Here is a 21,207-nt window from a genome sequence, read left to right as displayed (position 1 = left end):
GAGCCGAAGTTTTTACTTCGGCTTTTTTATTTTAACAGATTTTTAACTTCGTTTAGTTCGGGACAAAACGAACCAACTTTTATCTTTGTCGATTCAAGGCTACAATGAAAACAAAAATCTGCATACAAAAACAGGAGCTGGTTGAAAAACTGGGTGTGCTCATGGAAAGTACCGAATCTTTGGCCCCGCTGGCTTCCCGGATTCTGGCCTTTATTATCCTGACAGGAAAAGTAGGCACCACCTTTGAGGACCTGATGGCACAGTTATCGGCAAGTAAAAGCAGCATTTCCACCCATTTAAATTTGTTACAGAGCTTAAATAAGATCACTTATTTTACGAAACCGGGCGACCGAAAAAAATACTTTATCATTAATAAGGACATGGTCATTCAGGGTATCGATAATATGATCGCCTCGTGGTCTAATCAACGTGAATTGCATCAGGACATCAAGGCCTATAAAGAACAAGAGAACAAAAATATCATGGATGAGGCTATAAAATTCGATACCGATCTTCATGATAATTATATACAATTTTTGGATGAAGCCATCACCTCCGTTTCGGAGTTGCGACATAAAATAACCCTAAGACATCAAACTAATACATAGCATTTATGAAAAAGAAATACCTTACTCCTATTTTGGCCCTAAGCTTTATAGGTCTGTTGTTCTTTAATTGTAAAGAAACTCCCAACGCTGCGGACCAAGGCAATCGACCTCCCGCATCTTTTCCGGTAGCGGTATTACAAGCCAAAACCATTACGGGTTTTGAATCCTACCCCACCAATATTGAAGGCATCGTAAACAGTGCGGTACGCGCGAAAGTATCCGGTTATGTAAAGCAAGTTTTGGTGGACGAGGGCCAGTATGTACGTCAAGGTCAGCTGCTTTTTAAATTGGAAACCCAGACTTTAAGTCAGGATGCCGATGCTGCCAGAGCACGCATTAATGCTGCTAAAGTGGAAGTCGACAAACTGATCCCGCTGGTAGAACAAAATATTATTAGTTCGGTGCAACTGGAAACCGCCAAAGCCAATCTGGCCCAGGCCAAAGCAAATTATAATAGTATTGTAGCGAACATTGATTACGCCAATGTGAAGAGTCCGGTCAACGGTTTTGTGGGATCTATTAATTTTCGGCAAGGCGCCTTGATAGGCCCAAACGATGCCAGACCTTTAACCACAGTAAGTGATATTAAGCAGGTTTATGCTTTTTTTAGCATGAACGAGGTGTCTTATCTTAACTTTTTACAAAAAACGCCGGGTAAAACCCTGCAAGATAAAATTGATAATTTCCCAAAAGTTCAGTTGATCCTGGCGAATGGAGAAATCTACCCCGAGGAAGGCACTATTGAAACAGCATCAGGGCAGCTGGACGAAGAAACGGGAACAGTAAACTTCAGGGCTATTTTTAACAATCCCAATCAGTTGCTCACCAATGGTAACAGTGGAACTATTAAGGTTCCAACCATCTATGAAAACGCCGTGGTCATCCCACAGTCAGCAACCTATGAAGAGCAGAATAAAATTTTGGTCTACAAAGTTAAACCTGATAATACCGTGGCCGCTTCGGTCATTAAGGTGAAAGCTGCCATAGACAATCTTTATGTTGTAGCATCAGGTGTGGAAAACTCCGAAACCATCGTGGTTAGTGGCGTTGGAAAATTGCGAAGTGATATGGCGATCACGCCACAGGAAACGGCTTACGATAGTATTGTAAAGCCGATAAAACCCTTATTCAGAAACTAGAAACTTATATCCTATGTTAAAGACATTTATTGAAAGACCTGTACTCTCTACAGTCATTTCTATAATTATATTGATGCTTGGGTTTATAAGTATCAGTAATTTACCCATTGAGCAGTATCCCGATATTGCGCCACCAACCATTCAGGTACGTGCGAACTATCCGGGTGCTAATGCCGAAACGGTACTCAAAAGTGTGGTGATCCCTATTGAAGAGCAGATCAACGGGGTACAAGGGATGACCTATATTACCTCATCAGCTTCAAACGATGGCGGCGCCAATATAACCGTATATTTTGATCAAAATGTAGACCCTGATATCGCAGCGGTGAATGTTCAAAACAGGGTGTCTCGCGCCAATCCGTTATTACCTCAGGAAGTTATACAAGCGGGGATCCTGACCCAGAAAGAAGAAACCAGTGCTTTGATGTTCTTGTCGTTGTATTCCACAACCGATACTTATGATGCGACCTTCATTCAAAACTATTTAAAAATAAACGTCGTTCCCGAATTGCAGCGTATCAATGGTATTGGTAATGTGGGTGTGTTTTCACAACAAGATTACGCGATGCGCATTTGGTTGAAGCCGGAAAAATTAGCGGCTTATAACCTGATCCCTTCCGATATTACAGCAGCATTACGGGAACAGAATCTCGAAGCTGCAGCGGGATCCTTAGGAGAAAATAGTGGTGAAGCCTTTTCCTATGTGATCCGTTACGAGGGACGTTTTCAGACTGAAAAGCAATATTCTGACATCATCATTAAGGCCCTTGATAACGGTCGGTTTTTACGTTTGAATGATGTAGCCGATATCGAGCTTGATGCCCAGTCCTACAGTTCAAATGCGGTTAGTTTGGGGCATCCAGCCGTATTTATGGGAATCTTTCAAACCAAAGGTTCCAACGCTCAGGAGATCATTGAGAACGTTAAAAATTCATTAAGTCGTATTGAAAAGGACCTGCCCAAAGGCTTGCATATTTTCATCCCTTATGACACCAGTTTGTTCCTAACCTCCTCCATCGAAAAGGTGGTTTATACACTCATGGAAGCCTTCTTACTGGTGTTCCTGGTGGTGTTCATCTTTTTACAAGATTTCAGGTCGACACTCATTCCGGCGATCGCCGTTCCAGTTTCGATCATTGGTACATTCTTTTTCCTGAATCTACTCGGCTATTCCATCAACCTGTTAACGCTTTTTGCCTTGGTACTGGCTATCGGTATTGTGGTGGATGATGCGATCGTGGTGGTGGAAGCCGTTCACGCCAAGATCGATCAAGGTGCCAAGGATGCCGGAAATGCTACTCTGGAGGCTATGCATGAAATTTCAGGAGCCATCGTTTCGATCACCTTGGTTATGGCTGCAGTATTCATTCCCGTAACGTTTATTGAAGGCCCTACCGGTGTTTTCTACAAACAGTTCGGAGTTACCTTGATCATCGCTATTTTGATCTCGGCGGTAAACGCCTTAACCCTGAGTCCGGCACTTTGTGCCTTGTTTTTAAAACCACATGACGAGACCTCCATGGCTAAAAAAGGGTTTTTTAAGCGGTTTGCCATAAGTTTCAATCGTGGATTCAATGCTACGGTAAACAAATACGTTCAATCCTTAAAATTCCTGAACCGTAAAAAATGGATTCCCATTGGATTGTTGATCCTGGCCTTTATTGGCATTTTCTGGACCTCGAACAGCATCCCAAAAGGTTTTGTGCCTAACGAAGATCGCGGCATTATTTTTACCAATATTGAACTTCCCGCAGGGGCTTCATTAGACCGCACCAGTATTGTTACGGAAGAACTGTATAAAAAAATTCTTCAGGTTGCCGGTGTAGAAGACATGTCGTTTATTCGTGGGCGAAGTTTGATCAGCGGTTCTGGAAGTAATTACGCCATGGGTTTTGTAAAATTGAAAGATTGGAGTGAGCGTGAAGCGGATTCCTTATCTACCGATGCCATTACCCAGCGCCTGTTTGGTGTTGCCGCGGGAATCCCCAAAGCCAATATTATTTTCTTTGCGCCGCCAAGTATTCGAGGGTTTGGAAACTCTGCCGGATTTGAAGTAAATTTATTAGATCGCTTTGGTGGTGATTTCAAGGACCTGGACAAGGCCAACCAAGAGTTTATGGGGGCTTTGATGGCGCATCCTGAAATCCAATACGCCCAATCCTCATTCAATACGAAATATCCACAATACGAAATGGAGGTTAACGTACCGCTGGCCAAGCAGAAAGGCGTACCTATTAACAGCATCTTTTCTACCCTGCAAGGGTATATTGGCGGTGTTTACGCCTCCGATTTTGAACGCTTTGGAAAACAATTTCGAGTGTATATCCAATCGTTGCCCGAGGACCGTACCAATCCGGAAGCCTTGAACAGTATGTATGTACGAACCGATTTCGGTGCCATGGCACCCATTACCCAGTTTGTTAGTTTAAAACGGGTGTATGGCCCCCAATCGGTGGCGCGATTTAATTTGTTCAATGCTACGAAAATTACAGGCGCTACGAATCCGGGATACAGTACCGGAGATGCGATTCGTGTGATCAATGAGGAAGCAAGTAAATTACCCAACAACTATACCGTGGCGTATTCCGGCTTAAGCCGTGAAGAAGTGAAAGCGGGAGACCAAACCACCTTTATTCTGATATTAAGTATTCTGTTCGTATACTTCCTGCTCTGCGCCCAGTACGAAAGTTATGTATTGCCATTTGCCGTTGTACTGTCGTTGCCCCTCGGTGTTTTTGGTGCCTATTTTAGTATGACATTGATGGGTCTGGAGAATAACATCTATTTTCAAATCGCTCTGGTGATGCTGATCGGTCTGTTGGCTAAAAATGCCATTCTGATCGTGGAGTTCGCGCGTCAGCGTAGACAAATACATCATGAAAGCATCTTGCGGGCTAGTATCGATGGTGCCAAGGCCAGACTACGCCCGATATTAATGACCTCATTTGCTTTTATCATCGGATTGATGCCACTGGTTTTCGCCAAAGGTGTAGGATCATTAGGAAATCGCTCTATCGGTACCGGTGCCGTTGGCGGCTTGCTGATAGGAACACTAACCGGCATATTCGTTATTCCGATGTTGTTCGTTCTTTTCCAATGGCTTCATGAGAAATTATCTACCAAACCTCCCATTAAAACTATTGAAGACTAAGAACTATGAGAGCCATTTCAAAATATAACCTAGTAAAACGCACGATACTGATACTGGTATTGGCCTTAACGCTGCACAGCTGTTTTGTGGCCAAAAACTATGAGCGTCCTGAGTTTGAAAGTACGCAAAACCTATTCCGTACCGATATGTTGCCCACCGATAGTATATCGATGGCAGCGGTGCCCTGGGAATCCCTGTTCACCGATGCCTATTTAAAGCAGTACATCGTCGAAGGCTTGAAGAATAATCTGGATATCCGGATGGCCGTACAACAAATGATTTCGGCGGAAGCCTATTTAAAACAAGGTAAAGCGGGCTATTTCCCTAGCTTGAATGCGAGAGCCTCGATGACGCACCAGGAATTATCCAGAAACAGTCAGTTTGGCTCGTTCTTCAATGGTGCGATTCAGCAATTCGAAACCTCAGCAAACCTCTCTTGGGAAGCTGATATTTGGGGAAAGATCCGTAGTAATAAACGCGCTTTTGGTGCTAACTATTTGAGTACCGTAGCCGCGCATCAAGCTGTTAAAACGAGACTTATCGCATCCATTGCGAGTACCTATTATCGCTTATTGGCCTTAGATGCCCAATTGAAAGTGACCAAAACGTCGGTAAGCACTCAGGAAAATAGCCTGGAAACCATCAAGGCCTTAAAAAAGGCCGGGCAGGTAACCCAAGTGGCGGTAGACCGTAATATCGCGCAATATAATAATGCTAAGGCCCTGCAAGTAGATCTGGAAGCGGCTATTTTTAAAACCGAGAATACCTTAAGCATTTTAATGGGGCAGCCGGCCCAATCCATTCAAAGGGACTCCCTGAGCGATCAGCATATGGATACGAATATTACTTTGGGCGTTCCGGCGCAATTATTAGCCAACCGGCCCGATGTAAAAGCTGCGGAATTGAATCTCATTCAAAGCTTTGAAATGACCAACGTGGCGCGTGCGAACTTTTATCCTTCATTAACCTTAACGGCTTCAGGAGGTTTTCAAAGTCTGGAACTGGATGAACTTTTTAGTGCGAATTCAATTTTCGCCAATTTTGTGGCCGGATTAGCACAGCCTGTTTTTAACCGGCGCCAAGTAAAAACCCAATACGAAGTAGCCAAGGCGCAGCAAGAACAAGCTTTGCTTAACTTTAAAAAAGCCTTACTTACGGCGGGTAACGAGGTTTCGAATGCCCTGTATAGCTACAAGGCCGAGACGGAGAAATACACCTACCGCAACAATGAAGTGGTCGCTTTGCGCCAAGCAGAACAAAACTCGGAAGCCCTTTTAGAAAACGGTTACGCCAATTATTTAGATGTTTTAACGGCCCGACAAAGTGCCTTGAATGCGGAACTGAACGTGATCGATAGTAAGTTACAACAACTGTTAAGTGCTGTAACGCTTTATGAAGCTTTAGGTGGTGGCGTTCAATAGGTTTTATTAGTTTTGCAGCTATGAAAGAAGACATTCATATTCCAAAGGTCGACCAGGTTTATATTGCTGTGGTGAATGAATATAATGAAACCTACCAAACAGACGACTGGAATGCCTATATTATAAACGATCGTGATGAGGACCTGGAACTTGTTCTTATTGTGAGCAACGGGTATTCTGAAGCTAAAAAGACGGCGACCTTTAGAAAGAAACTAGATCTGCTTCCTAAAAAAAGTTATGCCAAGATCGAGCTCATGACCGAAGAACTGTTTGCTTTGAACAACCAGTTTAAAGTCTCTTTTTTTATCGGGAATACGATGTTCGATAAAACCTATCTTTTCAGAAAGAACAGTATTAATACAAAGGCTTTACAGCCTATTCCGCTGATGGAGGTAAAAGGTGTGTTGGTGAAGTAAGTGTTAAAACTTCCTTTGGATTAAATTTTGATTCCTCGATATAATATTCGTTCACAAACATTTACAAACGTATATTAAACGTATAATTTACGGTTAAGTCCTTCTTTTTGGAAAATAATGTCGTATTGTGGTCCTTATGGATTTAAAAAAACACATTACATTAATACACCTATCTATTGACAATAAGAAATATATAGGTTTACAGTTTCGCTCGGATAAAGTTCTTGAACGCATGGTAAAAGCCCTTCCCGAGATTTCATGGAATGCTTCCAAAGAAATTTATTGCCTTTTGAATACTAAAGAGCATGTTACCCTAATTTTCAATCATTTTCGAGGTATTGCCTGGATCAATTCTACCTATTTTTTTAAAAAATCACACGCTAAAAATTTAGATGAGGTTTTTGATGTTAGTTGGTTTAGAAATCGCAATTTACCTCAAGGGTATAAATGTTGTCCCTCTTCATATTTAGATAAACTCGAACTTAAGGGTTATGCCAATAATACCGTTAAAACTTATGTTTCATGTTTTGAAAAGTTTTTAAATTACTTTCCGGACACAGCTATTTCTCATTTGAACGAATTTCAAGTAAGAGAATATCTTAAATATATGGTTCGGAATAAAGCTTCCAACTCCTATATTAACCAAAGTATCAATAGCATTAAGTTTTACTTTGAAATTGTTTTGGATTTACCGAATCAATTTTACGATATAGAAAGACCAAGAAGACAACGCAAGTTGCTAGTGGTCCTATCCCCAAGAGAAATAAAAATGATGATTACGGCAACCAATAATTTAAAACACAAATGTATTCTGGGGTTGCTTTACTCTGCGGGTTTAAGGCGAAGCGAACTTATCAATCTAAAAATAAGTGATATTGACAGTGAACGGATGGTGGTTAAAGTAAATGATGCTAAAGGCAATAAAGACCGATATACGCTTTTAGCAAAGACTGTTTTAGAGGATCTTCGTTTATACTACAAGCAATACAAGCCAAACAACTATTTATTTGAAGGGCAGACTAAAGAGCGATATAGCGCCAGTAGTATTCAAAATATTATTAATTACAGTACTCAAATAGCGGGTATAAAAAAGCATGTTACGGCACACACTTTACGACATAGTTTTGCCACACATTTATTGGAAAATGGTACCGACCTAAGATACATTCAAATTTTACTAGGCCATAATTCGACCAAAACCACGGAGATTTACACTCATGTTGCTACTACAAGCTTTGCTGCCATAAAAAACCCCATGGATTTATAGGAATTTTTCTATATTTATAACAAATAAACATAGTATAGCTAAACACAATTGTGTTTAGCCATACGTTGTACGCAATACCAAAAACCCAAAACTTGAAAATAGTTCTAGTCTTCATATTGGCAATTTCGATAAACTCTTTCGGACAAGAGATTAAATACAACCTAATGATAAAAAATCCGTGTTCGCAAAAAGTGGAATACAGCCTTTTATATCATTTAGAGAAATCTGACAAAAAATTTTATATAACTGACTCAATTGGAACAATAACTCTGAAAGAGTCTGGAGAATATAAGCTTATTGCGGAATTCGATGGTATCAATCAAAGCGTGAACTTAAAAAAAGGTGTGAATATTGACACGCTCTACACTAAAAAAATTCAGGAATGCTATGAACCAACCTCCAAGCCACGATTTTCAGGTTACTGTTGTTGTGACAAAGTTTGCGATGGACAACAAAAAGACTATTACAATGACGGAACTTTAAGGATAGAAGGAAATTTTAAAAACGGAAAACCGATAGGAAAAGTCAAAGTCTATCATTCGAATGGGATCATCAGCGAAATTAGAATTTATAATAAAAAAGGTGTTTTGAGACGTACTAAAGAATATGACAAAAAGGGGGAAAGAATATAAAAGTACAGCGTACAACACCGTGTATAATTAATTGCTTGGTCACTGCCGACTTACGAACATTCCTGCGGAATATTCTATCTGTGATTTATTTGCTAAATTAGTTGCTTAGCCACGCAACTAACCATACACAAGACCGTTGTGCTTCATTACCAAAAACCGATAACCAATGATAAAATTCTTTAGAAAAATTCGCCAAAACTTGCTTATGGAAAATAAAACTGGAAAGTATTTTAAATATGCTATTGGCGAAATTGTACTTGTTGTTATTGGGATTCTAATCGCACTTTCAATTAATAATTGGAACGAAAAAGGAAAGATAAGAGATAACGAAATAATTTATCTCAATAATATCAAAAGAGATTTACAACTTTCAATTACAGAAATGAATCAATTTGTTGATAGACGAAATTCACTAATTAATTCATCTAACATAGTATTAGAACATTTTAATGGTAAACCTGTGGGTGATTGGAATTCTTTTAATAAACACCTTGTAGATATCTACACTTGGCAAAGTTTTTATTTAATTGACAATACTTATCAAGAGTTGAAAAATTCAGGGAATTTTGCCATAATATCAAATGATTCAATCAAAAATGATTTACTGAATTTAGACTTGCTCTACAAAAAATTAAAGAATTCGGAAAATCATTGGAGAAATGATGCCGAACAAACATTACATCCAGGTAGTTATGAAAAACACGATATAAGTTCTATGTCAAGAAACTACGTATTTCAGCAGTCAAACGGAAAAATGGGAGTATATGGAAACTTAACAGAAGAAACCTTTGGTGATATATTTAATGACCAAAAGCAAAAGAATGGTTTCGCTTTTGCTGCTCTCAATTTTGGAGTTATGAATGGAATATTTTTGGAAATGACTAAAAAATGTAAGAAGCTTATTTCGCTAATTGACAACGAATTAAGTAGATAACACCTAAATTAAAATAACGAAAGCACCACACCGTGTATAATTAATTGCTTGGTTCTAGCCTACTTGGAAATTCCTTCGGAATTTCCTCTGGTTCGTTCCATTTTTGCTAAATTAGTTGCTTAACCACGCAACTAACCATACACAAACACGTTGTGCTTCATTATGACCAGCCAGTAACCAATGATAAAATTCTTTAGAAAAATTAGACAAAAAACACTGTCTAAAAACAAGTTCGCAAAATATCTGACTTATGCAATCGGGGAAATTATACTTGTGGTAATCGGAATTTTAATAGCATTGCAACTTAACAATTTGAATGATTCCCATAAAGTAAACAAAGAGGAAAATATATCATTACTTAAACTTCATCATGAAGCTGAATCTATTGTAAAAAGTCTCAAAAATGATATAGCTATTAAAGATTCTATAATATTCAGTATGAATGAGGTGGCAAGTGGCCTTCATAATAAAAATATTGAGGGAGTTTCTGAACCTACTCTCCAGCTAGGCATAGAAGGCATTGGATACTACAAAGCTCTTAATTTACCAAATAGTGTTTACAATGAACTGTTTAACTCGGGTAAACTTCAAAATATAAAATCAGAAATTATACAAACATCGATTAGCAATTATTATTCAAATCTTGAATATATAAAAGGTCAATTAAGTTATTTTCGAAGTACTGCACAATCTCTTGAGATTGACTTCCATAATGACACAGGATTTTATGTTTATGATTCCACCTTACCTACAAAGAATAAATTCAAATCTGACATTAAAACACTTATAAATAATAAGGGCTTTAAAAGCAGACAAATACATGGCTTACGAAATCAAATTGTTTATAAGCGCTATATGACAGATTTGTTGACAAGTGCTCAAAATATGTGTAACGCTATAGCAACTGAATTAAAAATCGAGTGCACATCTATTGAATCGTATGAATGATGAAATTGTTAAGCTAATTAATCTGTTGTATTCTAAATTAAAATAACGAAAGCACAACACCTTGTATAAGTTATGGCTGGGTCAGTGCTTCTCCGGAAAATCTGCGAGGATTTTCCTGCGGAGTTTTGTGCTTTTAATGGTTCGTGACGAGACACGCCACAACTCATACACAACAACGTTGTGCTTCATTATCAGAAACCGCTAACCAATGATAAAATTCTTTAGAAAAATACGATACGACCTTATGGAGAAAAACAAAACAGGAAAGTATTTAAAGTATGCCATTGGAGAAATAGTGCTGGTTGTTATTGGGATTTTGATTGCGTTATCTATAAATAACTGGAATGAGAACAAAAAAAACATCAATCAAGCGAAAAAGCATTTAGAAACAATAAGTCTTAATTTGAATGATGATATTAAACAGGCAGAAAAATTATTAACTGAAACTGGGACCACACTGGAATATTCCAATACGTTTTTGAGTCAATTTAAGACTTTAAAACCAGTCGATGACAACATACAGTTGTATTTGATTTATTTAATGTATGAGCGCAATATAGAGGTCAATGAAAGCGGTTTTAATGCACTCATAAATTCCAATGGAATGTCATTTATCGATGATAAACTACAAGTCAAAATATTAGACTATTATCGACATCTAGAACAATTGAAAAGTCGAGAAAATAATGCTAATTCAGAGATAAAAGCCCAGTTTGAGCCATATGTAAAAGCGAATTATTACTGGATCTATAACAAATCAAATCCTTGGCATCGTCAATCTGAATTATATAAAGACGATCCAAGACCAATTGAAAACATCAATCTGAAAAGTGTAATCGCTGATAAACGATTGGAGATTATGGTAAATGGAAGAAGATACCAATCTATGTTACTTTCTGATTTATATTCAAAGACGATAAACCTTGCAAAAGAAATAGTAACAGAAATTGAAAAATAACGAAAGCACAACAACGTGTATAATTCATTGCTAATACTCGCCTACTTACGAAAATCCTCGCGGATTTTCTATTCGGTTTGTATTTGCTAACTTTCGTGCTTATCCGCGCAACCAACCATACACAAAACCGTTGTGTGCAATAAAAAAACAATTATGAACACCAACAAAACATTTCGATTGGTCCTAATTTTATTATTAGTCATTATCAGTTTTCAATGCCGCAACCATCCAAAACAACTATCCAAAAAAACCGCTCTCGCAAATGGGAAACTAACTTTCGTTGAATTAAGCGGTACCCCGTATGGACAAGGCTTCAAGCATGGAGAACTTTTAAGCAATCGAATTCAAGAATTAATTGAGGCTATAAAGACTGACACTGAAGATAATTATAAAGTGGATGCGGATTCAATTATTCAGGCCTTTATGGCATACCAGAATTTTGAATCTTCAATAAAAAAGTTTACACCGAATTTATGGGATGAAATAAGGGGTGTTGCAGATGGCTCTAATATCGCATTCAATGACATTTACTGGTTGAATTTATATGAAGAATATTCCAAATATTTAGATAATAATATTATTCCTGCCACCGATGCGGGACAACATTGCACCTCATTTGGTGTCGATAAAACCGATGCTAATCCGTCTATGGCTGGACAAAATATGGATATTTCGGAATATTGGCATCCGTTTCTTACTCTTTTTAAAACCACCGATCAAGACAGATCTCAACTATATCATATTTCTTACCCAGGAATTGTTGGTGGAGGTCCTGGCATTAATAAGGATGGGATTTCGATTAATGTTAACTGTTTAGATATGTTAAAATGCGACTCCATTGGTTTACCGTATGCCTGTGTCGTAAGGGGTGCTCTCCAAAAAAAGACCTATAAAGAAGCTTTAAATTTTATTGAGACCATCCCTCATGCCACTGGGCATAATTACTTGTTAGGCGGCAAGGAAAAAGTGGCAAACCTAGAATGCTCATCGAGTCAAGTTAAGGAATTTAGACCCTTTAATGGTGCTACTTTCACATACAACGCCAATGTTCCGCATGTAAATAACGATTTTACAAATAGAGCTATTGACTATGCTAATAGATATAATGTAACGCCAGATAGCCTTCGACGCTGGTTGATTTCCAGAAAGAGAACACCTGTCATCAAAACAACTTTTAATGAGTCCACGGAAGACTTTGACAAGGAACGTATTATAAATTTATTTCGATATAAGGAAGAAGGAGGAAGTGGCGATATCTGCAAACCAAACACTAACGTTAGCGTTTTATTTATACTTTCAGACGAACCCAAAATGTTAATTGCTCCTGACGAACCCGATACAGAGCCCTATATTGAGTTCGGATTTTAAATAATCCTGTTGCAAACATTGAACTTTTATATCTACGTTTCACAATTAGAGGAATAACAGCACACAACAGTGTGTATAAATTAATTGCTTTGGCTAGTGCTTATCTGGAAAATTCCTTCGAAATTTTCTCTGGCAAGTATTTGTTTACTAAATTAGTTGCGAACCACAAAACTAACCATACACCAAACGTTGTGCTTCATTATCAGAAACTGCTAACCAATGATAAAATTCTTTAGGAAAATTAGACAAAACCTACTTTTGGAAGGAAAAACTGGAAAGTATTTGAAATATGCCATTGGTGAAATTGTATTGGTTATGATTGGTATTCTTTTGGCGCTTCAAGTAAATAATTGGAACGAACAAAGGAAACTTAACAGAGAAATTGCGGATGTGCTCATTGAAGTACGTAGCAATCTGATTAGCGATAGTCTAAATATTCATCAAACTTATGTCCAAAGAGCAGAGGATATAAAAATCCAGTCAACGGTAATCAATGCATTAGAAAACGGCAATATTCCATACGACTCTTTAGAATATCATCTTGGAAGAGTGCTGATTTATAGACGAATAGTTCTTATAGACAATGGTTATCAACTAATAAAAAAAATTGGATTGGAACGATTAAATAATATAGAACTCAAGAATAAATTGATGAACTACTACACTACTTCCATTAAAGAAATTTATGATGATACTGCAGACGATGAACATGAATTCTTTACTGTATACCTTCCATATATTCGTAACCATTTTCTAGATTGGGAATGGAGTGAACGAGGTATACCTGCAGATTTTGAACAACTCAAGTCCGACCAATATTTTCTTACCTCTCTGAAACTTAACATTACTAACATAAAAGACACATTAAAAGCATTGGAGAGAGGTGCAAACAATATCAAGCAGATTCTTCAAATTCTTGACGAAACAATCTTGTATTACGAATAAGATATATTAGAACTGAAGGGCTATGCCAACTTCTTAGATAAAGAAAATTAATAACGAAAGCACAACACCGTGTATAATTAATTGCTATTACATGTGCTTATTTGGAAAATTCCTGCGGAATTTTCTTCTGTCAGTGTTTGTTTACTAAATTAGGTGTTAGCCTCGAACCTAATCATACACCAAACGTTTGCAGTAATTTCGAAAAACTTAAGGTTGCATTTAAATGGAAAATTGAATTATGAAACTTAAAAGAATTTTAATTATAGTTCTTTCAATTTTTGCATTAATAATTGCAGGAGGTTATATTCTTTTAACCAAATTTCTAAAAGCTGCGGGAGAAGAATGTAACGTAAAAATAATGCTAAAATTGCTGAATATGAGGTAAAAGATAAAAGTTGTATTGGTTTTGCTGGACCAAGATATTCAACCTATTATCTCTATAAAAATGGACAGAATATTGGAACCGGAAAAAGACTTGACTCTTGCTCAATCCGATTTCGACCTAATCATTTAATTCTGGACTTTAATATTTGTACAAACGAATTAACGGAATCGAAAATGGGAATTAAAAATCAAGACCTTGAAAAATAAAAAACTACTGCCAACACAGTATATAAAAAATTGTTAGTTTTATCCTTAACCAATGTTAGTTGCTTTGTTTGCTAGCTTCTGATTTTCCTTCGGAAAATCCTCGCACACAAACACGCAACTTTCCATATACAAACACGTTGTACGTCATTTAAACTAACCCGACCAAATAATGAAATTAAAAAGAAATGGAAGCTTAATACTTCTAATAGCATTCCTGATATTAGGCTGTAAAAATGCTGAAAAGAAAACCGTCAAAGAATCTGATAATTATGATTCTTATGTTTTAGTAAATGATTGGCCAAATTTGCCCAACAATTTCACTTTAGGAAGTCCAACTGGACTAGGACTTGATAGCAAAGGAAATATAATTGCATTTCATCGTTCTGGTAGAGTTTGGGAAACTATGCCAATTTCACACATACCTTTAATTAAAGAAAATACTATATCAGTAATAGATTCTAAAACAGGCAAAATTCTAAATTCCTGGGGTAGCAATTTGTTCATAATGCCACACGGACTTGAAGTTGATAATGATGATAATATTTGGGTTACTGACTGTGGGCTTCACCAAGTTTTCAAATTTGATTCGAGTGGAAACTTATTAATGACATTAGGTGAAGCTAAAGTTTCAGGAAACGATTCTCAACATTTTAATCTTCCAACCGATATCGCTGTTACAGAGGACGGTTCATTCTACGTAAGTGATGGGTATGGTAACAGTCGAGTTATTAAATTTTCCAAAGATGGAACATATTTATTTGAATGGGGGAAATTCGGAAATAAAAAAGGAGAATTCAATATCCCACACGGAATTGATTTAGATAAAAATGGAAATGTTTATGTCGCTGACCGCGAAAACAATAGAATTCAGAAATTTGACGCTAAAGGGAATTTTATTGCCCTCTGGCAAAATGGAACAACTGACCAATTATATTCTGTAACCATTGACAATCATAAAAACCATCTTTTTGGAATAGACTATTGGATTGATAATGATTCTATTATAAAAGGTTCTGATATTTTTCGCTTTGATTTGGATGCTAACCTACAATTACAATTTGGTAGAACTGGATTTTACAATGGACCTATAGCAAGATATCACGATATTCAAATCGATAATGAGGGAAATATTTTTGTCGGAGATATTTTAGGAAATAGAATTCAGAAATTTGAATTAAAATAAAAACGCCGTACAACAATGGCTATAAGTAATTGCTTGTTCTCGCCTACTTTGGAAATTCCTGCGGAATTTCCAATTTGGTGTGTACTTGCAATAGTAAATGCTAAACCACGCAACTACTCATAGCCGGGACCGTTAGCTGCAAGAATAAGAAACCATGAACCTAAATTAAAGATGATATGATTTTTCAAAAAGTAAGAATGCTTTTGATCTCAATTATTATATTACAAGCCTCATTAGGCTATTCACAAGAAACATATGAAGATATTTTAGGAAGAACCTATGTGCCTGCCAATCAAGAATTGTATGAAACGATTGTATCATTGGATAAAAAATTATTTGACGCTTACAATTCCTGTGATATGGATACGCAAACCGCTCTTTATTCAGAAGATTTAGAGTTTTTTCATGACAGAGGAGGAATATCTACCTCAAAAGAAAAACTATTAATAGCCCTTAAAAATAATATTTGCGAAAAGGTTACAAGAACCTTAATTGAGGGTAGTATAGAGGTTTACCCCATAAAAGATTACGGAGCTGTTGAAATAGGTTATCATGCATTTAATGACAAAAAAACACCAGAAAACAAATCTAAAGGAAGTAGATTTATTATGATTTGGAAAAAAACGGATGAAAATTGGACTGTGACTAGAGTCATTAGTCTTCATTAAAATCCGAAATTCCAGCAGCTAACACCGAGTATAATTAATTGCTTGGTCACTGCCGACTTACGAACATATGAAAATATTAAAGAAAATAGGAAAGTGGTTTTTGGTTTTACTGGGAGCAATTGTTGCATTTATTTTAGTTGTATTGCTAATAATCCGAATTAATAGTTCTGGAAACGAAGAACCATTTTTAGACGAAAAGGGTAATGTTCTTCCGAATAGTATCGCTATGCACGAGGATATGACAATAAATGGAGTACCACAAAGGATTACTATTAGAGGAAAAGACAAAAATAATCCCGTGCTACTAATAGTTCACGGAGGACCAGGCGCACCAATTTTACCTGTAATTTACAAACTCACAGGAGTTGATTTGGAAGATATATTTACGGTTTGTTATTGGGAACAAAGAGGCTCTGGACTAGCCTATAATAACAGCATACCTGAATCGTCCATTACCTTAACCCATATAGTAGATGATGGTTTGGAACTATCAAATCACTTAAAAAAGACGTTCAAAAAAGATAAAATTTACATCGAAGGTTTATCGTGGGGAACAGCGGTAGCAGCTTATATGGTTCAAAAAAAACCTGAATTATATCACGCCTATATTGGTAGTGGTCTGATGGCGAATCTATCACTTTCAGAAGAATTATCTTATGAATTTGCAATGTCAGAATCCCAAAAATATAATGATACCATTTCAATCAATCAATTAAAACAAATTGGAAAACCACCTTATGTTAAAAATTCAAAAAATTCAGTAACTGAAGCCTTTGAAATCGAACGAAAGATTGTAATGAAGTATGCACCGATAAAATTAGATGCCGATTTTAATTTTATTAAAAGTATGTTTTTAGATAATGGGTTGACTTTTAAGGAAAAATTTACAGATATGATAAATAGTCCTGAATCTTACTATCCTGCATCTAAGATTTTAGAATCTACTGCTATCGATATGAATTTAATGAGGGACATTCCAGAATTTAAAGTACCAGTTTACATATTACAAGGAGACAATGACCATTTTACCGAAACGTCTGTAGCAAAGATGTATTTTGATTCAATTATTGCGCCATCTAAAAAATGGTTTTTATTTGAAAATGGAACGCACGGAGTACAGGTTGAATATCCAGAAAAATACCGTTCCATTTATATCAATGAAATACTTAAAAAATAAAACTACCGCTACAATGTATATAAGCCATTAAAACGACTCATATACTCACCGTTGTGCTTCATTATCACAAAACGCTAACCAATGATAAAATTCTTTAGAAAAATTCGCCAAAACTTACTGATGGAAAACAAAACTGGAAAGTATTTTAAATATGCTATCGGCGAAATTGTACTTGTGGTAATTGGAATTTTGATTGCGTTAAGCATTAACAATTGGAATGAAGAAAGAAAAGAAAGAATAAAGGAACAAATAATCCTTAAACAACTTCAAGAAGACTATCAAGCTAATCTCGCACAATTGGAACAGAAAATTGAGACTAGGAAAAAGATCCTTACTTCGGGATTTAGATTGTTAAGGGCTTTTGATAATCCTATTGGAATTGTTCGTGATAGTGTAATTCAAGACTTGGCTATGGTACGTAATGATCCAACATTCGATCCTATACAAAATGACTTAACAAGTACGGAAAATTTAAGATTGATTCGTAATGGAAGATTAAAACGGTTACTATCCAACTGGTCTTCTGATGTGGTTGGAGTGATAGAAATCGAAGTGGTTTGGACTAAAATAGTGAATGAGCAATTTGATCCAATTATATCAGATTTAGGATTGGGTAGAGATATCTATAATAGTTTTATTAACGACATTGACCATTATTGGCTATTGGATAAAAATATAAATGAATACAAGGAAGAAATAGGAACTTCCAGACTAGGTGCAACTCTAAATGAAATATTGACAAGTAAAAAATTGGAGTCAATGATTTCAATATCTATTGCGAATAATAAAGGTGCAAATCTACAATCTCAAGCTTTGCGTCTTAGAATCTTGGAGATTTTGGATTTAATACAAGATGAAATAAAAAAATAAAGAAAGCACAACACCGTATATAATTTATTGCTAGTTCTAGCCTGCTTACGAAAATCCTCTCGGATTTTCTATTTGGTTTGTATTTGCTAAATTAGGTGCTTAAAACACGCAACAAACCATATACAACAACGTTGTGCTTTATTATCAGAAACCACTAACTAATGATTAAATTCTTTAGAACCATTCGTAAGAACCTCATTGCTGATAGCAAAGTTGGGAAGTATGCCCTGTATGCTGTGGGTGAAATACTCCTCGTTGTGATCGGTATCATCATCGCTGTACAAATCGGTAACTGGAACCAGAGTGTTCAAAACAAAGAGCTGCTCCGAATTTCTTTGGAAAACCTTCGTGAAGACCTTGAGATACAAAAGGAGATCATAGATGGGCAATTAGCCCATGAATCCGAAATGATTGCCAAGGCAGATAGTGTTTTAATGTTTATGCAAGAACCAATTCCATCTACTTCGGATATAGCACCTTTATTATCTGAACTTACAACTCGTCGTACCTTTATTGCAAATAAAGCTACCTTCAACAATCTGGAATCAACCGGTAATATTGTACTCATTAAAGACAAAGAGCTTAAAAATGAACTCATTAGATACTATCAACAGCTGGATTATCTTACGGCAGTAATCACAAACAACAATCTATTTCTAATCGACAGCATTTATGGTGTTTTCGTATCAAACAATGGAATGAAATTTGGACGAAACTCAGACGGTAGTATTCAGCAAGATTATTCAATTAATCCTGAACTTCGATTTACGATCAATAGCCAAATATCAGGTCGTAAGGAGTTTTCAGAAGCTATTAAGGATTTTACCGAATTACAGTTAGAATCAACCGTTGAAATGATCAATCTGATCAATGAAAAACTCGGTGATAGACCTCAGATAGCTACAACCTTATCAACAAAAAGATGATTAAATTCTTTGGAAAAATAAGGCAAAACTTGCTATTGGAAAACAAGACTGGAAAGTATCTCAAGTACGCTGTTGGAGAAATTATACTTGTGGTTATTGGGATTTTAATTGCATTGTCTATTAATAATTGGAACGAGGAAAAAAAGGGAAAAGAAGAATTAAATCAATATTTATCCAGTCTTAAAGAAAACATAAAAGAAGATATTCAGGTATTAGATTCACTTATTAAAAGAAGAGAAATTATAATAAATCACACTAAAAAAGAACAGCTTAATTTTTTAAATAAGACATTTTATTTTGATGATACACGTTACGCGCTATATTCTTATGTGGACTTTTATCTTCAACCTAATACCAGTGCATATGATGCCTTAAAAAGTTCACCGTATCTAGGAAAAATAAATGGTACCAACCTAAACAATTTAATTATTGACTATTATGCTAAAACTTATCAAATAAAAGAAGCAGAAAAAAGTTTTAATGAATTTTTAGAAAATTTAGAAGCTAAACAGGCATATGATATTGATAGAACATTGGTGATGGCATATATTTATATGGACCCTGAAAAATTAAAAAGCACAAAAACGACTCAAGAAGAAATTGAAAGCGTATTTAAAAAAATGCATCATTCTGTGGCATTTAGAAATATTGTAAGTCAAGCAGTAAATCAGGAAAAGAGTATTTTAATACCCTATAAAGAAGCAAAATTAATTGGATTAAATATAATTTCCGAAATAAATAAAATTGTAGAAGTCAAATAAAAGTCTTTGTTAAAACTGTTTAAAAAAATAACGAAAGTACAACAATGTATAACCGCAATTACGGCGGATTCGACTACGTCCTAATCTACTCGGAAATGCTAAAGTCTGTGCCAAACCGAAAATTAACGCATATTAACCCGTAACTCACGGTTATACGAGACCGTTAGAGCCAATATGAAAACAAAAATTATAATATTAATTTCAACACTCGTTTTTATTTGGTCTTGTAAGCCATTAATTGAGGAAACTGTTGATTTAAATGTTCAAAATTGGATTCATGGTTCTGAAAACTGTGAAGATAATGATGAACCACCAATTCAGATAGTTAAGTACAATAGTAATACTTGGATTTTACGTCAAAACAAATGCACAAATTACGAAGCCCCTTTTATGTTTTTGTTTTTTGGTGAGGACAAAGCTTTATTAATGGATACTGGAGCAACCAAAGATGATGAAAGCTTCCCTCTTTATAAAACAGTAAAACAAATAATTAACGATTGGTCTAAAAAAAACGGAGAAGTAGAATTAATTGTGGCTCATACTCATAAACATGGTGACCACTATGCAGCAGATGGTCAGTTTAAAGGAAAACCAAATACAACTGTTATTGGTCTGGAAGTTGAGGACTTAAAGAGCTTTTATAATATCTCAAATTGGCCTGAAGAAATTGTGGATTTTGAGTTAGGTAATCGATTAATGAAAATAATACCGATTCCTGGACATCAAGCTTCTTCAATTGCTGTTTATGACAAATCAACAAAAATTCTTTTGACAGGAGATACTTTTTATCCAGGCAGATTGTATGTAAAAGATTGGAATGCATTTAAAAAGAGTATTGAACGTCTTGAGAAATTCACCGACAATTATGAGATTTCAACTATACTTGGAAATCACATTGAGATGACACAAACACCTGGAGTTGATTACCCGATAGAAACTATTTACCAGCCGAAAGAACATCAACTTCCATTAAGCGTACAAACATTAAAAGAACTTTCAAGTGCTCTAACAAAATTGGGAGAGACACCAACAAAAGAAGTTCATGATAGCTTCATAATATATCCAGTAGATTAAAAAATACTGGCTCTAACAATGGCTATAATTAATGTGGGATTTAGGTTTTTGAGCTAATGTCTGTGTATATTTATGAGGTCGCAAAATCTTTGGGATTTCGCTTTAGACAACAAAAAATGAAACAAAACAAAAAGATTTGGCTACGAGCTTTGGTGCTATGGGAATTGTTA

19 protein-coding genes are annotated in these 21,207 nt (G+C 36.0%); all 19 read left to right on the top strand.

The window, feature by feature from the left end:
* The first annotated feature begins 104 nt into the window (after positions 1-104).
* The 19 genes from V8G61_RS00265 (at position 105) to V8G61_RS00175 (ending at position 21,037) form a co-directional block, all read left to right on the top strand.
* Complete coding sequence (locus tag V8G61_RS00265; RefSeq protein WP_394873394.1) at positions 105-608, top strand: GbsR/MarR family transcriptional regulator; 504 nt, start codon at positions 105-107, stop codon at positions 606-608.
* Between the two features lie 5 nt (positions 609-613).
* Positions 614-1,747 carry an efflux RND transporter periplasmic adaptor subunit gene (locus V8G61_RS00260; RefSeq protein WP_394873392.1) on the top strand — a complete coding sequence of 378 codons (1,134 nt, stop codon included), beginning with the start codon at positions 614-616 and terminating at the stop codon, positions 1,745-1,747.
* 13 nt (positions 1,748-1,760) lie between these two features.
* Complete coding sequence (locus V8G61_RS00255; protein ID WP_394873391.1) at positions 1,761-4,898, top strand: efflux RND transporter permease subunit; 3,138 nt, start codon at positions 1,761-1,763, stop codon at positions 4,896-4,898.
* Between the two features lie 5 nt (positions 4,899-4,903).
* Positions 4,904-6,319 (top strand): efflux transporter outer membrane subunit, encoded by a 1,416-nt coding sequence (locus V8G61_RS00250; protein WP_394873389.1) that lies wholly within the window; start codon positions 4,904-4,906, stop codon positions 6,317-6,319.
* 20 nt (positions 6,320-6,339) lie between these two features.
* Positions 6,340-6,735 carry a hypothetical protein gene (locus V8G61_RS00245; protein ID WP_394873387.1) on the top strand — a complete coding sequence of 132 codons (396 nt, stop codon included), beginning with the start codon at positions 6,340-6,342 and terminating at the stop codon, positions 6,733-6,735.
* A 136-nt stretch (positions 6,736-6,871) separates the two neighbouring features.
* Entirely contained in the window at positions 6,872-8,002 is a 1,131-nt protein-coding gene (gene xerA, locus V8G61_RS00240) for a site-specific tyrosine recombinase/integron integrase (protein ID WP_394873386.1), read from the top strand.
* 164 nt (positions 8,003-8,166) lie between these two features.
* Entirely contained in the window at positions 8,167-8,634 is a 468-nt protein-coding gene (locus tag V8G61_RS00235; protein ID WP_394873385.1) for a hypothetical protein, read from the top strand.
* Between the two features lie 166 nt (positions 8,635-8,800).
* Positions 8,801-9,568, top strand: coding sequence for a DUF6090 family protein (locus tag V8G61_RS00230; protein ID WP_394873384.1), 768 nt, complete (start codon positions 8,801-8,803; stop codon positions 9,566-9,568).
* A 180-nt stretch (positions 9,569-9,748) separates the two neighbouring features.
* Positions 9,749-10,516 (top strand): hypothetical protein, encoded by a 768-nt coding sequence (locus tag V8G61_RS00225; protein WP_394873383.1) that lies wholly within the window; start codon positions 9,749-9,751, stop codon positions 10,514-10,516.
* A 208-nt stretch (positions 10,517-10,724) separates the two neighbouring features.
* Entirely contained in the window at positions 10,725-11,474 is a 750-nt protein-coding gene (locus V8G61_RS00220; protein ID WP_394873382.1) for a DUF6090 family protein, read from the top strand.
* A gap of 153 nt (positions 11,475-11,627) precedes the next feature.
* Positions 11,628-12,842 (top strand): C45 family autoproteolytic acyltransferase/hydolase, encoded by a 1,215-nt coding sequence (locus V8G61_RS00215; protein WP_394873381.1) that lies wholly within the window; start codon positions 11,628-11,630, stop codon positions 12,840-12,842.
* 219 nt (positions 12,843-13,061) lie between these two features.
* Positions 13,062-13,787 (top strand): DUF6090 family protein, encoded by a 726-nt coding sequence (locus tag V8G61_RS00210; protein ID WP_394873380.1) that lies wholly within the window; start codon positions 13,062-13,064, stop codon positions 13,785-13,787.
* A gap of 760 nt (positions 13,788-14,547) precedes the next feature.
* Positions 14,548-15,561, top strand: a complete 1,014-nt coding sequence (locus V8G61_RS00205; protein WP_394873379.1) for a peptidyl-alpha-hydroxyglycine alpha-amidating lyase family protein — start codon at positions 14,548-14,550, stop codon at positions 15,559-15,561.
* 176 nt (positions 15,562-15,737) lie between these two features.
* Positions 15,738-16,229: a nuclear transport factor 2 family protein gene (locus tag V8G61_RS00200; RefSeq protein ID WP_394873377.1), complete on the top strand. Its 492-nt coding sequence runs from the start codon at positions 15,738-15,740 to the stop codon at positions 16,227-16,229.
* Positions 16,230-16,296: 67 nt separating this feature from the next.
* Entirely contained in the window at positions 16,297-17,406 is a 1,110-nt protein-coding gene (locus V8G61_RS00195) for a hypothetical protein (protein ID WP_394873376.1), read from the top strand.
* Between the two features lie 81 nt (positions 17,407-17,487).
* On the top strand, positions 17,488-18,276 hold the full coding sequence (locus V8G61_RS00190) for a DUF6090 family protein (protein WP_394873374.1): 789 nt from the start codon (positions 17,488-17,490) through the stop codon (positions 18,274-18,276).
* A gap of 161 nt (positions 18,277-18,437) precedes the next feature.
* Complete coding sequence (locus tag V8G61_RS00185; RefSeq protein ID WP_394873373.1) at positions 18,438-19,202, top strand: DUF6090 family protein; 765 nt, start codon at positions 18,438-18,440, stop codon at positions 19,200-19,202.
* Complete coding sequence (locus V8G61_RS00180) at positions 19,199-19,963, top strand: DUF6090 family protein (protein WP_394873371.1); 765 nt, start codon at positions 19,199-19,201, stop codon at positions 19,961-19,963. Before V8G61_RS00185 ends, V8G61_RS00180 begins: the two co-directional genes overlap by 4 nt.
* Positions 19,964-20,137: 174 nt before the next feature.
* Positions 20,138-21,037 (top strand): MBL fold metallo-hydrolase, encoded by a 900-nt coding sequence (locus tag V8G61_RS00175; RefSeq protein WP_394873369.1) that lies wholly within the window; start codon positions 20,138-20,140, stop codon positions 21,035-21,037.
* Positions 21,038-21,207: the final 170 nt, after the last annotated feature.

This window comes from Gaetbulibacter sp. M240, assembly GCF_043876815.1.
In the GTDB taxonomy this organism is placed as follows: domain Bacteria; phylum Bacteroidota; class Bacteroidia; order Flavobacteriales; family Flavobacteriaceae; genus Gaetbulibacter_A.
The sequence above is the reverse complement of the archived record's forward strand: the minus strand, read 5'-3'. Positions and strand labels throughout refer to the sequence as shown.